The sequence below is a fragment of the Klebsiella sp. CN_Kp088 genome (assembly GCF_040064335.1).
Taxonomy (GTDB): domain Bacteria; phylum Pseudomonadota; class Gammaproteobacteria; order Enterobacterales; family Enterobacteriaceae; genus Klebsiella; species Klebsiella aerogenes.
This window is the reverse complement of record NZ_JBEAIQ010000029.1, coordinates 39,116-53,214: the sequence shown is the minus strand read 5'-3', so window position 1 is coordinate 53,214 and position 14,099 is coordinate 39,116. Positions and strand designations below refer to the sequence as shown.

11 protein-coding genes are annotated in these 14,099 nt (G+C 58.0%); 5 read left to right on the top strand and 6 right to left on the bottom strand.

The window, feature by feature from the left end; translation table 11 throughout:
• Window positions 1-62: 62 nt before the first annotated feature.
• Window positions 63-1,976 (bottom strand): 5-dehydro-2-deoxygluconokinase, encoded by a 1,914-nt coding sequence (gene iolC / locus ABLV08_RS18610; RefSeq protein ID WP_015704220.1) that lies wholly within the window; start codon window positions 1,974-1,976, stop codon window positions 63-65.
• A gap of 527 nt (window positions 1,977-2,503) precedes the next feature.
• On the opposite strand from iolC, the gene iolD reads away from it, so the two are divergent.
• The 5 genes from iolD (at window position 2,504) to ABLV08_RS18585 (ending at window position 9,004) form a co-directional block, all read left to right on the top strand.
• Window positions 2,504-4,444, top strand: a complete 1,941-nt coding sequence (iolD, locus tag ABLV08_RS18605; protein WP_348856146.1) for a 3D-(3,5/4)-trihydroxycyclohexane-1,2-dione acylhydrolase (decyclizing) — start codon at window positions 2,504-2,506, stop codon at window positions 4,442-4,444.
• A gap of 47 nt (window positions 4,445-4,491) precedes the next feature.
• Window positions 4,492-5,505, top strand: coding sequence for a Gfo/Idh/MocA family oxidoreductase (locus ABLV08_RS18600; RefSeq protein WP_015368533.1), 1,014 nt, complete (start codon window positions 4,492-4,494; stop codon window positions 5,503-5,505).
• A 41-nt stretch (window positions 5,506-5,546) separates the two neighbouring features.
• Window positions 5,547-6,431, top strand: coding sequence for a sugar phosphate isomerase/epimerase (locus ABLV08_RS18595; RefSeq protein ID WP_015368532.1), 885 nt, complete (start codon window positions 5,547-5,549; stop codon window positions 6,429-6,431).
• Between the two features lie 23 nt (window positions 6,432-6,454).
• Window positions 6,455-7,354: a myo-inosose-2 dehydratase gene (gene iolE / locus ABLV08_RS18590; RefSeq protein WP_045360285.1), complete on the top strand. Its 900-nt coding sequence runs from the start codon at window positions 6,455-6,457 to the stop codon at window positions 7,352-7,354.
• A gap of 153 nt (window positions 7,355-7,507) precedes the next feature.
• On the top strand, window positions 7,508-9,004 hold the full coding sequence (locus ABLV08_RS18585) for a sugar porter family MFS transporter (protein WP_015368530.1): 1,497 nt from the start codon (window positions 7,508-7,510) through the stop codon (window positions 9,002-9,004).
• 100 nt (window positions 9,005-9,104) lie between these two features.
• Here ABLV08_RS18585 and ABLV08_RS18580 read toward each other — a convergent pair whose 3' ends face one another.
• Genes ABLV08_RS18580 through ABLV08_RS18560 form a run of 5 tightly spaced genes read right to left on the bottom strand, consistent with a single transcriptional unit; the run spans window position 9,105 to window position 14,071 of the window.
• Window positions 9,105-10,415, bottom strand: a complete 1,311-nt coding sequence (locus tag ABLV08_RS18580) for an ABC transporter substrate-binding protein (RefSeq protein ID WP_337087522.1) — start codon at window positions 10,413-10,415, stop codon at window positions 9,105-9,107.
• Window positions 10,408-11,481: an ABC transporter ATP-binding protein gene (locus ABLV08_RS18575; protein ID WP_020079774.1), complete on the bottom strand. Its 1,074-nt coding sequence runs from the start codon at window positions 11,479-11,481 to the stop codon at window positions 10,408-10,410. The genes ABLV08_RS18580 and ABLV08_RS18575 overlap by 8 nt, the downstream gene beginning before the upstream one ends.
• Before the next feature lie 5 nt (window positions 11,482-11,486).
• Window positions 11,487-12,311 (bottom strand): phosphodiesterase, encoded by an 825-nt coding sequence (locus tag ABLV08_RS18570; RefSeq protein WP_020079773.1) that lies wholly within the window; start codon window positions 12,309-12,311, stop codon window positions 11,487-11,489.
• Window positions 12,312-12,321: 10 nt separating this feature from the next.
• Window positions 12,322-13,209 (bottom strand): carbohydrate ABC transporter permease, encoded by an 888-nt coding sequence (locus tag ABLV08_RS18565; protein WP_348856144.1) that lies wholly within the window; start codon window positions 13,207-13,209, stop codon window positions 12,322-12,324.
• The gene (locus ABLV08_RS18560) at window positions 13,199-14,071 is read right to left on the bottom strand and encodes a sugar ABC transporter permease (protein ID WP_348856143.1); all 873 of its coding nucleotides are present in this window, start codon (window positions 14,069-14,071) and stop codon (window positions 13,199-13,201) included. Before ABLV08_RS18560 ends, ABLV08_RS18565 begins: the two co-directional genes overlap by 11 nt.
• Between the last annotated feature and the right edge of the window lie 28 nt (window positions 14,072-14,099).

Genomic DNA, 14,099 nt, shown 5'->3' with positions numbered 1-14,099 from the left:
ATTCATTTCACGAAGAAACCGCAGGCCCGCCGCTTTCAAGGAAGTGGCGGGCCTGAAGGAGGTTAGCCGCGCGCTTCGCGCCAGTAGCCGATGAGCCGTAGATAGTTGCGTTTCACTTCATCTATTAGCGCTGCGTCATCCAGTTCGCCCTGCATCCAGCGGCGCGAAGGCTGGCCAAAGATGGTTCGGCCGACGGCAAAACCCTTGATCATCGGGTGCCCGGCCGCTTCGGCGAAACCTGAACGCAATCGATCCGATGGCGCATCCAGCCCCAGGAGCAGGATGCCCCGGCACCACGGATCTTCGCGCTCGATAAGCGCTGAGATCCGCTCCCACTGGGCGCTGGCCAGCGGCGGCAGCTTCCACCAGTCCGGCTGGATGCCCAACTGATAGAAGTGCTCCAGCATAGTGTGGTAGTGGCGTTCATCTTTGTCCGGTCCGTTCTCCGGCAGGATCACTTCCAATAGCAGCTCGTGCCCGGACTTATTGCAGGCCTGCCAGACTTCCAGCAGCAGCGCATCCTGCTCGGCGCGCAGCGCCGCCGGGTCATCCGGGTGGTAAAAGACCAGGCATTTGACGACGTGCTCAAGCGGCCAGTCGATCAGCTGTGAGCCAATATTACCATGTTCAAGACGTAGCGGACGCGAGCTGGGAAGCTCAATCGGCCGACCGATCCACCAGCCTTTACCGGTAATGGCGTTAAGTGAACGTTGACCATAGGTACCATCGGCGAGGATGCCGCTGCGCCGATCCAGCCCGGCCTCTGTGGCGGCCGCCTCGGCGGCGGCCAACAGCAGCAGTTTGAGTTCGGGAATACAGGCCGGGTCGCGCCCGGTTTCTAATGCCAGATCCGCCAGCTGTTTACGATGGTCAAAGGCGAAGATACACAGTTCCGGCCACGGCTGGCGCCGGCTGGTCACCCGGTGCAAATGATTTAACCGCGCGTCGATATCCGGGCGCGGAACGGCATCGGCCCGCGATAAATAATCATCAAGCTCTACTTTTGTCGGCATCGCCGGCGCGCAGCCGTGGCGCGAAACCACTAAGGCGCCGCAGGCGTTGGCGTAGCGGCAGGCCTGCTCCCAGCCCTCATCGTTAAGCCAGCCGCGCAGTAGCCCGGACATAAAAGCATCGCCGGCACCGAGCACGTTGAGTACTTCGACGCGAACGCCTTGCTGCAACGGCACTTCGTCCCAGCTATCCGGGATGGCGCCCTCCAGCACCACGCAGCCCATCGGCCCGCGCTTGCAGACCAGCGTCGCTTTGGTGGCATGGCGAACGTTTTTCAGCGCGGTGAGGGTATCGGTGCTGCCGCCGGCGATATGAAACTCCTCTTCAGTGCCGACGACTAAATCGAACAGGTGCAGAACTTCCTGCAGCTGACGGGTCACCGGACCCGACTCAATGAAACGCGTTTCACCGTCGCCCAGCGAAGTAAGCCCCCACAGCACCGGACGGTAATCGATATCCAGCGCGGTACGCAGGCCGTGGCGGCGGGCGTATTCCAGCGCCTTCAGTACCGCGTCTCGGGTATTGGCGTGTGAAAGGTGGGTGCCGGTCACCGCCAGAGCGCGTGAAGAGGCGATGTACTCCTCATTGATATCGTCAGGCGTCAGCGCCATATCGGCGCAGTTGTCGCGGTAGAAAATCAGCGGGAAGGTATCCTGATCCTTAATGCCCAGCATCACCAACGCAGTCAGCCGTTCTTTATCCGTGATCAGATATTCGGTATCGACACCTGCGCGGCGGAGGGTTTCACGCAGAAACCGGCCGTTGTGCTCATCGCCAACCCGCGCCAGCATCGCCGATTTTAATCCCTGAATCGCGGTACCAAAGGCGACGTTGCCCGAGGAACCGCCGAGATACTTGGCGAAACTGGCCACATCTTCCAACCTTGCCCCTATCTGCTGGGCGTAGAGATCGACGGCCACCCGGCCAATACAGATGACGTCGAGCCGCTTAACTGCTGCATTCATCGCTTGGGTTTCCTTTTGCAAATCTGCTGCCAGGAGAAGGTCGCATGAGTGACAGTCTGCCGTGAACAGCCTGATGGTTATTAGTTATCTCTAGTTTGAGAAATAAATATTTCATTTTCAAATCTAATCGAAATTAAAAAACCAAAAGTGTGAAGGATCTACCACTCTGCGTGGGTAAGCAGCTGCCCACCCATACATGCTGTCTGTGTCCCGCTTACCCATGTTATCCTTTTTTTAATATCAATATTATCCATAATTTTCATGTAGATACTCTTGTTTTTCCTCTTTTGTTTGGAAGCCTGCTCGCGAAGGAGATGTAAGTGAAACGTGTGAAATGGGTAGAGAGTTTGATCCTTCTCGCAAAATGAAACATTTCTTCTGTATTTGTGTTTAATGAAAAAAATGTTTGCCTATAATCCAAAAATATTCCAGTGGACGTTAACGGCTTTCCCTCACCTACGCCATCTTCTTTGGCGAGCAAAGCGCTAACTCACACGACAAATACTGAACGATAAGGATTAGGCAACATGGGCAAACTGAGACTGACAATGGCGCAGGCGCTGGTGAAGTTCCTTGATAACCAGTATCTGGAGGTGGACGGCGAAGCGCAGAAATTCGTGAAAGGGATTTTCGCTATTTTTGGTCACGGCAACGTGTTGGGCTTAGGCCAGGCGCTGGAAGAGAACAGCGGCGAACTGCGGGTTTACCAGGGGCGTAATGAACAAGGCATGGCCCATGCGGCCACCGGCTTTGCCCGTCAATCACTGCGCCGGCAGATCATTGCCTGCACTTCTTCCATCGGTCCCGGGGCGGCCAACATGATCACCGCCGCGGCGACGGCTACGGCCAACCGTATCCCGCTGTTATTACTGCCGGGCGATGTATTTGCCACCCGCCAGCCGGACCCGGTACTGCAGCAAATCGAACAGAGCCACGATCTGAGTATCACGACTAACGACTCATTTCGCGCGGTGAGTAAGTACTGGGATCGTATTACCCGCCCGGAACAGCTCATGAGCGCCTGCATTAATGCCATGCGCGTGCTGACGGATCCGGCGGAAACCGGTGCCGTCACCTTGTGTCTGCCGCAGGACGTGCAGGGTGAAGTCTGGGATTATCCCGAGTCCTTTTTTGCCCGCCGTGTCCACCGTCTGGATCGCCGTCCGCCAAGCGCGGCGCAGTTGGCGGATGCGGTAGCGGCAATTAAAGCCAGCCGTAAACCGCTCATCGTCTGCGGCGGCGGCGTGAAATATTCCGCGGCAGGCGAAGCGCTGGTGAGCTTCGCCGAACGTTACGACATCCCGTTTGCGGAAACGCAGGCCGGAAAGGGCACGGTGGTTTCATCGCATCCGCTGAACGTCGGCGGCGTTGGCGAAACGGGCTGTCTGGCTGCCAACCTGTTAGCGAAAGAGGCCGATCTGGTCATCGGTATCGGCACGCGCTTTAGCGATTTTACCACCTCCTCGAAATGGATATTCCAATCCCCGGGCGTGCGCTTTCTTAACGTTAACGTCAGTAATTTTGATGCCTGGAAGCTGGACGGCATCCCAATGCTGGCGGACGCCCGCGAGGCGCTAAGCGCGCTCAGCGCCGCGCTGGCGAACGAGTCCTGGCAGGCAGGATGGGGCGCGCAGATTGCAAGCGTGCAGAGCCGGCAGATGAAAGAGACCCAGCGCGTCTACCAGGCGGTCTGGCAGGAAACGGATTTCGTACCAGAAATTGACGACCATATTGACCGTGAATCGGTTTATCGCGAATTCCGTCAAATCACGGATTCCACCCTGACGCAAAGCAGCGTTCTTGGCCTGCTGAACGAGTCGCTGGCGGCGGATGCGGTCATTGTGGCGGCGGCGGGCAGCCTGCCGGGGGATTTACAACGCGTCTGGCGCAACCGCGCGCCGAATACCTATCACGTAGAGTACGGCTACTCGTGCATGGGCTATGAGGTCAACGCCGCCCTCGGCGTTAAGCTGGCGCAGCCGCAGAGCGAAGTCTATTCGCTGGTCGGCGATGGCTCCTTCATGATGCTGCACTCTGAGCTGGTCACCTCCCTGCAGGAGCGGGCGAAGATCAACGTCATCCTGCTCGACAACATGGCGAACGGCTGCATCAACAACCTGCAGCTGGAACACGGTATGGATAGCTTTGGCACCGAGTTTCGCTACCGCTCGGCGGAAAACGGCCAGCTGCAGGGCGGGCTGGTACCGGTGGATTTCGCCACGATCGCTTCCGGCTACGGCTGCAAGACCTGGCGGGTCACCACCCTCGATGAGCTTCGCCACGCGCTGGATGCCGCTCGCCGTGAAACCGTCAGCACGCTTATCGACATTAAAGTACTGCCGAAAACCATGGTCCACAAATACGGTAGCTGGTGGAACGTTGGCGTGGCGCAGACGGCGCTGTCGGAACGTATCCGTAAAGTCGCTGAAATGATTAATGAAAAACGCGCCCAGGCGCGGGATTACTAACAAATAACACGAACCCTGAACCCTACAGAACTACGGAGAGAACCATCATGTCACTCAAATTAGGTGTCATCGGCGCAGGCGCCATCGGTAAAGAACATATCCGTCGCTGCACCCAGGTCCTACAGGGGGCGACCGTGGTCGCCGTTTCCGATATCAACGCCGAAAACGCCCGTGCGGCAGTAGCGCTGCCGGGCGTGCAGGCGGAAGTCTACGCCGACGGTCATGATGTGATTAAAGCCAGCGACGTTGACGCCGTGCTGGTGACCTCCTGGGATCCAACCCATGAAGAGTACACCCTGGCGGCTATTGAGGCCGGTAAGCCCGTATTTTGCGAAAAGCCGTTGGCGATGAGCGCGGAAGGCTGCCGCCGCATCGTTGATGCTGAAATGAAAGCCGGGCGTCGCCTCGTTCAGGTCGGCTTTATGCGCCCGTACGATGAAGGCTATCTGGCGTTGAAGAAGGTCATCGACGACGGTGATATCGGCGCGCCGCTGATGCTGCGCTGCGCCCACCGCAACCAGTCGGTCGGCGAGAACTACACCACCGATATGGCGATCACCAACACCCTGATCCACGAGCTGGACGTGCTGCGCTGGCTGCTAAATGACGACTACCGCTCCGTACAGGTACGCTTCCCGCGCTCGACCTCCCATACCCATGCGCGGCTGAAAGACCCACAGATCGTCTCGTTTGAAACGAAAAAGGGCACCCTGATCGACGTCGAAGTCTTCGTAAATTGCCAGTACGGCTACGACATCCAGTGTGAGGTGGTTGGCGAAACGGGCATTGCGCGCCTGCCGGAACCGTCGGCGGTGGAGATGCGTAAAGCCGCCAGCCTGTCGACAGCTATCCTCACCGACTGGAAAGACCGTTTCATCAAAGCCTACGACGTCGAACTGCAGGCATTTATCAATGATGTGAAAGCCGGCAAGCTGCAGGGCCCCTCCGCCTGGGACGGCTATGCGGCATCGGTTGCCGCCGACGCCTGTCTGAAAGCGCAAGAGTGCAACGAACCGGTAGCAGTATCGCTACCTGAGTGCCCGGCATTCTACCAACGCTAAATCCTCCTTCACCGACGTAACGTTTCAAACAGGTAACGACGATGAAAATTGCTTTTGATGTCGATGTGATTCGCGATCTCGGGATCACCAGAATGGTTCAGCAGGTGGCGGAGTGGGGCTACAAATACATTGAACAGTCGCCGCACCCGCAGATTAACCCATTCTACAAACATCCGCGCGCCAGCCGGGAGATCATGGCCGAGTATAAGCAGGCGCTGCGTGACAACGGCGTTGAACTCTCCTCGTTCATCTGCGTTTATCGCTGGTCCGGCCCGGATGAGCTGCGCCGTCAGGCGGCGGTGAAGAACTGGAAGCGGCTAATCGAAGTAGCGGTAGAGATGGGCGTGCAGGTTATCAACACCGAATTTTCCGGCGATCCTAACCAGCCGGAAATTTGCGAAGAAATGTTCTACCGCTCGATGGAAGAATTACTGCCGATATTCGAACGTGAAGGTATCCGCGTCGAAATCCAGGCCCACCCGTGGGACTTCTGCGAAGAAAACAACGAGACGGTGGATATCGTGAAGTCCTTCCGTAGCGACAACGTGAAGTACGTCTACAGCGTGCCGCACACCTTCTTCTACGACAAAGGTAAAGGTGAAGTCGAGAAGATGCTGCGCTATGCCGGTCAGGACCTGTCGCACGTGCTGATTGCCGATACCCGCAACCACACCAAACACTGCCGCTATATCGTTAATCCGCCGGGCGTTGACGCCGCCGTACATCAGCACGTCGGCGTCGGCGAGGGGGATGTCGATTTCGATGCTCTGTTCCGCACCCTGCGCGATATGCGCTTCGCTGAACAGACCTTCAAAGTTGGCGGTGAACCGATCGTCTGCACCTCGCTGTTTGGTTACCCGGAAAAGATGAAATACCAGGCCGTGGAAACGCGTGAACTTATCGAACGTGAACTGCTGCGCCGGTAAGGCGCGGCGGCAGGAGCATCAAAATGAACAAAGACAACGTCAAACTGGCTATCGCCCCTATCGGTTGGACTAACGACGATATGCCTGAGCTGGGGAGTGAAAACACCTTCCAGCAAACGGTCAGCGAAATGGCGCTGGCCGGGTTTACCGGCAGCGAAGTCGGCAGCAAATATCCGCGCGATCCGGCGGTGCTGAAGCCGATGCTGGATATTCGCGGCATGCAGATTTGCAACGCCTGGTTCAGCACCTTCTTCGCGAATGGCCAAAGAGAAAAAACCATCGATGAATTCGTTAACCACATGAATTTCCTCCATGCGATGGGCGCAAAGGTGATTGGTTGCTCTGAACAAAGCGGCAGTATCCAGGGGCTCGATAAACCGATTCTCGGCGATGTAAAGCCGTGCTTTAGCGACGAAGAGTGGCAGCGGGTAGCTGAAGGTTATAACGCGCTTGGCAAACTGGCGGCAGAGAAGGGGATGCAGGTTTGCCTGCATCACCATATGGGCACCGGCATTCAGACTGCCGCGGAGATTGACAAGTTTATGTCGCTGGTGGACGAACGCGTCTTCCTGCTCTACGACACCGGTCACGCCTGGTATTCAGAGGGCGGCGAGGCGCCGATGCTGGCGATCCTGAAAAAATATCTGCCGCGCATTAACCACGTGCATCTGAAAGACGTCCGCCCCGCGGTAATTGAGCAGGTGCGCCGCGAAGGGCTCTCATTCCTCGACGGCGTCAAGAAAGGCACCTTTACCGTACCGGGAGACGGCGAAATAGATTTCCGTCCGGTCTTCCAGTTGCTGGATGACTACGGCTACAAGGGTTGGATGGTAGTGGAAGCCGAACAAGACCCCGCGCTGGCGAACCCCTTCGAATACGCCGTAAAGGCGCGTAAGTACATCCGCGAAACGGCAGGAATCTGATCGTTGATGCATTTCGGGCCACACAGCTGCGTGGCCCGCTTTTTCTAAACCTCAAGAGAACCACACGAGAACGACACGTCCGTGAGGCAGGAGGCCTCTGTATTCAGACAAGAGCATATCTTCCCCCTACAAGGTAGGTTACTGGAGTCTTCTATGTCACAGGAACAATATCTCACACTCAATAAAGCGTCGGGGCCGAATAGCGACGCCCCGGCAACGCCGTTTGTTAAGATCGTTGCGTTGATTGCGACCTTAGGCGGTTTACTCTTTGGCTACGACACCGGGGTGATTTCCGGCGCCCTGCTGTTTATGGGTAAGGAACTGCACCTCACGCCCTTTACCACTGGGCTGGTGACCAGCTCGCTGCTGTTCGGCGCCGCATTCGGCGCACTGCTTTCTGGCCATCTGGCCAGCGCCGCAGGCAGAAAGAAAATCATCCTCTGGCTGGCGGTGATCTTCGCTATCGGCGCGGTGGGTACTGCCCTCGCGCCGGACGTCAACTGGATGATTTTCTTCCGCCTGGTTCTCGGCGTAGCGGTTGGCGGTGCGGCGGCAACGGTGCCGGTTTACATCGCTGAGATGGCGCCCGCCAACAAACGCGGGCAACTGGTCACGCTGCAGGAGCTGATGATCGTCTCTGGACAGCTGCTGGCCTATATTTCTAACGCCACCTTCCATGAGCTGTGGGGCGGTGAAAGTACCTGGCGCTGGATGCTGGCGGTGGCGACGCTACCTGCCGTGCTGCTGTGGTTTGGCATGATGTTTATGCCCGATACCCCGCGCTGGTATGCGATGAAAGGCCGACTGGCGGAAGCACGCCGGGTGCTGGAGCGTACGCGGCGTAAAGATGATGTCGAGTGGGAGCTAATGGAGATTACGGAAACTCTCGACGAGCAGCGCAATCTTGGTAAGCCAAAAATTCGTGAAATAATGACCCCTTGGCTGTTTAAGCTGTTCATGATCGGTATCGGCGTGGCGGTTATTCAGCAGCTTACCGGCGTCAATACCATTATGTACTATGCGCCGACGGTGCTGACCTCGGTCGGTATGACCGATAACGCCGCGCTGTTCGCCACCATTGCCAACGGCGTGGTTTCGGTGCTGATGACCTTTGTCGGTATCTGGATGCTGGGGAAGATAGGCCGTCGCCCGATGACCATGATCGGCCAGTTCGGCTGTACCGCCTGCCTGGTGTTTATCGGCGCGGTGAGCTACCTGCTGCCGGAAACGGTCAATGGTCAGCCGGATGCGCTGCGCGCCTATATGGTACTGGCGGGAATGCTGTTGTTCCTGAGCTTCCAGCAGGGGGCGCTGTCGCCGGTGACCTGGCTGCTGTTGTCGGAAATTTTCCCAACCCGGATGCGCGGGATGTTTATGGGCGGGGCGGTGTTCTCAATGTGGATTGCCAACTTCCTGATCTCGCTGTTCTTCCCGATGCTATTGTCGTGGGTCGGCCTCTCCGGAACCTTCTTTATCTTTGCGGCAATCGGTATCTTCGGCGCGATCTTCGTGATCAAATGCGTGCCGGAAACGCGCAACCGCAGCCTTGAGCAGATCGAGCACTACCTGCGCGAGAAGCTGGATACCAGCCCGGCGGGAAAAGCCTACGCGCGTAAATCCTGGGCTTCGTCGCAGGCGGATAAAATCTAAGGCTTCGCAAAATCTTCCCGGCGCATCCTGCGCTGGGGGCGGTTGGTCACCCGGCCTGGGCGTTTACGCCGTAAGCCGGGCGCCCCGCAACAGACCTGTGCTACTTCACTTCTCCCAGTGCGGTCTTATCAACATAAGGTTTCATTAGCGCGTCAGCTTCCTTCTGCGCTGCCTGTACCGCGGCTTCCGGCGTTACTTTGGCATCGTTGACCACCGCCGCCAGCTGGTTCTCCATCGCCTTACGCACGGCGACGGTCTCCCAGGTGGAGTACCACGGATGCGCGTACTTCAACTGTTCAAGGGCGATCGCTGCTCGTGGATCCTGCTGCAGATAAGCTTTCATCTCCGGCGTATCGTAAGAAGCCTTACGCGGCGAGAAGTAGCCGGTAAAGCGGCTCCACGCGCCGTTCACCTGCGGGCTCACCAGATAAGTCAGGAACTGGTAGGCCGCTTTCTTCTGCGCGTCGTTGATGCCTTTAAAGCTCACAAGGCTGGCGCCGCCAATCGGCACCGCGCGCTGCTCCTTGGCTGGTAGCATGGCGACGCCGAGTTCAAAATCTTTACTGTTCTCGCGCATAAAGCCCAGTGCGCCGGTGCTGAGCATCGCCATGCCAAGTTTGCCGGAGAAGAATGAAGCGCTGATCTGCTTCGAATTCAGTACCCCGGAAGGCATCACTTTGTCTTTGTAGATCAGATCCTGCCAGAAGCGCAGAGCGCCGATAGCGGTCGGCGAGTTGTAATAAACCTCACCCGGATAGTCTTCATTGAAATATTTACCGCCGTTGGCGCGCACCAGCGCCGAGAAGATCCAGCCGCCGTAGTCGTCGTTGGTCGACGGCAGCATGATCCCCCACTGGCCTTTGCTCTCGTCGGTCAGCTTTTTGGCATCGGCCAGCAGCTCGGACCAGGTCTGCGGTGGTTGCGCGATCCCTGCTCGATCGAACAGCGTCTTGTTGTAGTAGAGGATCGGTGTCGAGTTATGGAACGGGATCGCATAGGTGGTGCCCATCACCTGGGCGTTCTTATGCATCGCGGGCCAGAACTCCTTTTGCAGAAAATCGCCAGCCTTTTGATCGCCATATTTAAACAGCTCATCCATCGGCAGGATCTCATCCTTCAGCGCCAGATCGGTGGTGAAGTTGGCGGACATGATCACCAGCGCCGGCGGCTGCCCGGCCTTCTGTGCGGATTCGGCTTTGATCTTGGTGGTGTCATAATTACCGGTGAAGATGCCGCGTACTTCGACATCCTGCTGCGAGTCGTTGAACGCTTTAATAACGCGGGTCATCTCCATCGTCAGCTTGCCGTCTACCGGGGCCGGAAACATGAAGTCTATTTTCTCTTTCGCCAGCGCCGCGCCGCTCAGGGCGAGGCTGAGCCCAACCGTCAGGGCGGTGAGGGGGTTAAACATGATTACACTCCATCAGTAAATTATGCTGGGTCTCAGCATGAAAAAGATGCACATCGGCAGGCGAGAAGCCGAGGATCAGCGATTCGCCTTTTTCCGGCACCGTGCCGCGGTGGCGGCGGCTAAAGCGCAGGGTGCCGATCGGGGTGCTGACGTGGAGCAGATAATCGGCTCCCATCAGTTCTCGTTGCAGGACGGTGCCCGGCAGGCGCAGTTGGCCTTGCTCCACGCGGTCGGTAATATGTTCCGGGCGAATGCCCAGCCAGACACGGGTCTGGCTGCGGTGGCGCGGCGGTAGCGGATGGCGTTGTTCGCCAAGCTGAACGTTGCCGTCAACGCAGGGCAGCGATAGCAGATTCATCGCTGGTGAACCGATAAATCCGGCCACGAACAGATTGGCCGGGTTGGCATACAGATATTCTGGCCGCCCCACCTGCTGCACGTGGCCGCCGTTCATCACCACGATGCGATCGGCCATCGACATGGCTTCGGTTTGATCGTGGGTGACGTAGACGGTACTGGTTTTCAACTGCTGGTGGAGGTCCATAATGCTGTCGCGGACTTCGCTGCGCAGGCGGGCGTCGAGGTTGGACAGCGGTTCATCCATTAAGAACAGCCGCGGATTACGCACGATCGCCCGCGCCATCGCTACCCGCTGCCGTTGGCCGCCGGAGAGCTTCGCCGGTTTACGATCGAGCAGCGCCTCAAGCTGCAGCATCTGCGCCACTTTATCTACTCTCGGCTGCCAGCCGCTTTTCTCTTCCTTGCGTACCTTCATGCCGAAGGTGATGTTGTCGCGCACTGACAGATGTGGAAACAACGCATAGTTCTGGAAGATCATCGCAAAATTGCGTTCTCGCGGCGTGGTGTCGGTGATGTTCTCATCATGCAACCAGATTTCGCCTTCACTGACCTGATCCAGCCCGGCAAGCAGGCGTAGCAGGGTGCTTTTACCGCAGCCCGACGGGCCGACCAGCACCACAAATTCGCCTTCGTGAATATCAAGCGACAGCGCGCTGAGCGCGGGTTTACCGTCGAAATGTTTACTGATGTTTTGCAGACTGAGCATGGCGGTTAGCGCTCTTCCGTTGGACAACTGATGTTTTCGTCGTACAGCCATGGCCCGGCGTAGTGGGCCAGCGAGTGCTGGTAGCTCACCCACTGTTCGCCGACCTGGCGGTGCATCAGGCAAGAAGCCGGCGAGAGATCGTAATACGGGCGAGTGTCTTCGTGGCAGTACGGTACCTGATGGACGGTGCCGGGGAGGGTGGAGATCAGCGTCTGGCGATACTGGGTCATGGTCAGGCTATGGTTATGACCGCAAAAGATGCGCGTCAACGACGGGAAACGCTCCACCAGCGCCAGCAGACGGTGGCCGTTTTCGCAGGCAATCGGGTCCATCTGCGCGTTGCCCAGCGGCAGCGGCGGGTGGTGCATAAAGATCGTTGCCGGTTTGTCGCCGCCGTCGAACAGCTGCGCCTCCAGCCAACTGATGGTCTCGTCGGTCAGCCAGCCTTTTGAAGTGCCGGCGTGGCTGGAGTCGATAAACAGCAGGCGGGTAGCGAAGTCGTCAACCGCATAGCGCATATTATTGGCATCGCTACCGAGCTGTGGGCACAGCGGCTGCAGGTACTCCAGAAACAGCGCTTTATCATCGTGATTGCCGGGGATGAGATACAGCGGATAGTTCAGGCTGCCGAGGATCTGGCGGGCCACCTGATACTCCTCCGGACGGCCGCAGTTGACGATATCGCCGCTCACCACCACCGCATCCGGGCGTTCGCGCAGCGCGTTAAGTTGAGAAACCACATCAGCATTGGCGGCATTGACGTCGATAAAACCGTACAGCTTCTCGCCGCGGCTGCGGAAATGGGTATCGGAAATGTGCGCTAACAGCATGAATAACTCCTTATTTGATCCCGGAGAAGCCGAAGCTTCGCAGGAACTGTTTCTGGAAAAGGATGAACGCCAGCATCAGCGGCAGGCAGACCATCAGCGTCCCGGCGCCGATGGTGCCCCACTGGCCGCCGGATTCAGCGCCCATGGCGAAAGAGACCAGCCCGACCGTCAGCACCTGCTTATCGGGATCGTTGAGCATCATCAGCGGCCACAGGTACTCGTTCCAGTGGTAGGTAATGCTGACGGTGGCGAAGGCCAGCACCGATGGCCAGGACATCGGCAGCAGTACGCGGAATAGCACCTGCCACCAGCGGCATCCCTCCATCAGCGCCGCCTCTTCCAGCTCTTTCGGGATGGCGAGGAACGCCTGGCGCATCAGAAACACGCCGAACGCCGAGGTAAAGTAAGGCATCATCACGCCGGTCAGAGTGTTGAGCAGGCCGAAGGTTTTCAGGGTCAGCATGTTCGGCACCATCATCACCACCGGCATGATCATCAGCTGGACGAGGAACAGCAGAAACAGCGTTTTCTTGCCGCGAAATTCGTGGCAGGCGAAGACGTAGCCGGCGGTGGTGATGGTGAGTAGCTGCACGAAGAAAGTGCCGAAGGTAAAGATAAGGGTGTTGGCGTACAGGCTCAGCCAGTCGGCGCTGTCCCACGCGTCGCGGAAGTTATCGAGAGTCAGCGGCAGACGGGGCAGCAATGAGGCCATATCTTCGCCGAAGGTGGTGGCGCTGAACGAGGTCGCCAGCATCCAGATAAACGGGCTCACCCATAGCAGCGCCAGGCAGCACATGATTACCGTCAGGGTAAAGGGCTGTGAGCGACGCAGGCGCAACCACAGCGGACGCGCAGCGGCGGGCGAGTGGACCATCAGCGGCGAGATTTCAGCGCTCATAGTGGGCTCCTTTTTCCAGCAATTTCAGGTTAATCAGCGAGAAGGCAAACAGCCCGGCCAGCGTCAGGAAGGTGGCGGTGGAGGCCTTGCCGAGGTCATGGGTATCCCAGGCGAGATTCTGGATGTAATAGAGCAGCACGGTCGTGGCGTTATCCGGCCCGCCACGCGTCATCACCGCGACGTGATCAATCTGGGTAATGGAGTAAATCAGCGCGGTGGTGATAACAAAGCTCAGCGTCGGGCGCAGCAGCGGCAGCGTGACCTTAAAAAACACCTGGGTGCGGCTGGCCCCTTCCATCAGCGCCGCTTCCCGCGTCGAGGCCGGAATGCTCTGCAACCCGGCGAGGAAAAACAGCATGTAGTAGCCAGCGAATTTCCACACGCCAATCAGCGCCAGCGCCAGCAGCGCGCTGTTGCTGCGCCCCAGCCAATTGTTGTTCAGCGGGCCAAATAGCTTCGCCAGATAGTGATCGAGCAGGCCGAGACCGGGCATAAAAATAAACAGCCACAGCGCGGCGGCGCTGACCATTGGGATAATCATCGGGAAGAAAAAGGCGGTGCGCAACCAGCGGTTGACGCGGTGATTCTCGCTCAGCGCCACCGCCAGGAGCAGGGCGAGCGTCACGCCGGGTACCACCGTCAGCAGGATATAGAGCAGATTATTGACCAGCGATTGCCAGAAAACGCCGTCGGCAAACAGGCGGGCGAAGTTATCCAGCCCGACGTACTGTGCGCCGTCGCTGGCCATGCGGGTATCAAACAGGCTGTCATAGACCGAACGGCCAAGCGGAAACCAGGTAAACAGAAGTAAAAACAACAGGGAAGGCGACAGTATCAGCCAGGGGAGCCAGCGCTTATTCATGGTGACGGGCGTCTCGTTCAGGCGTTTA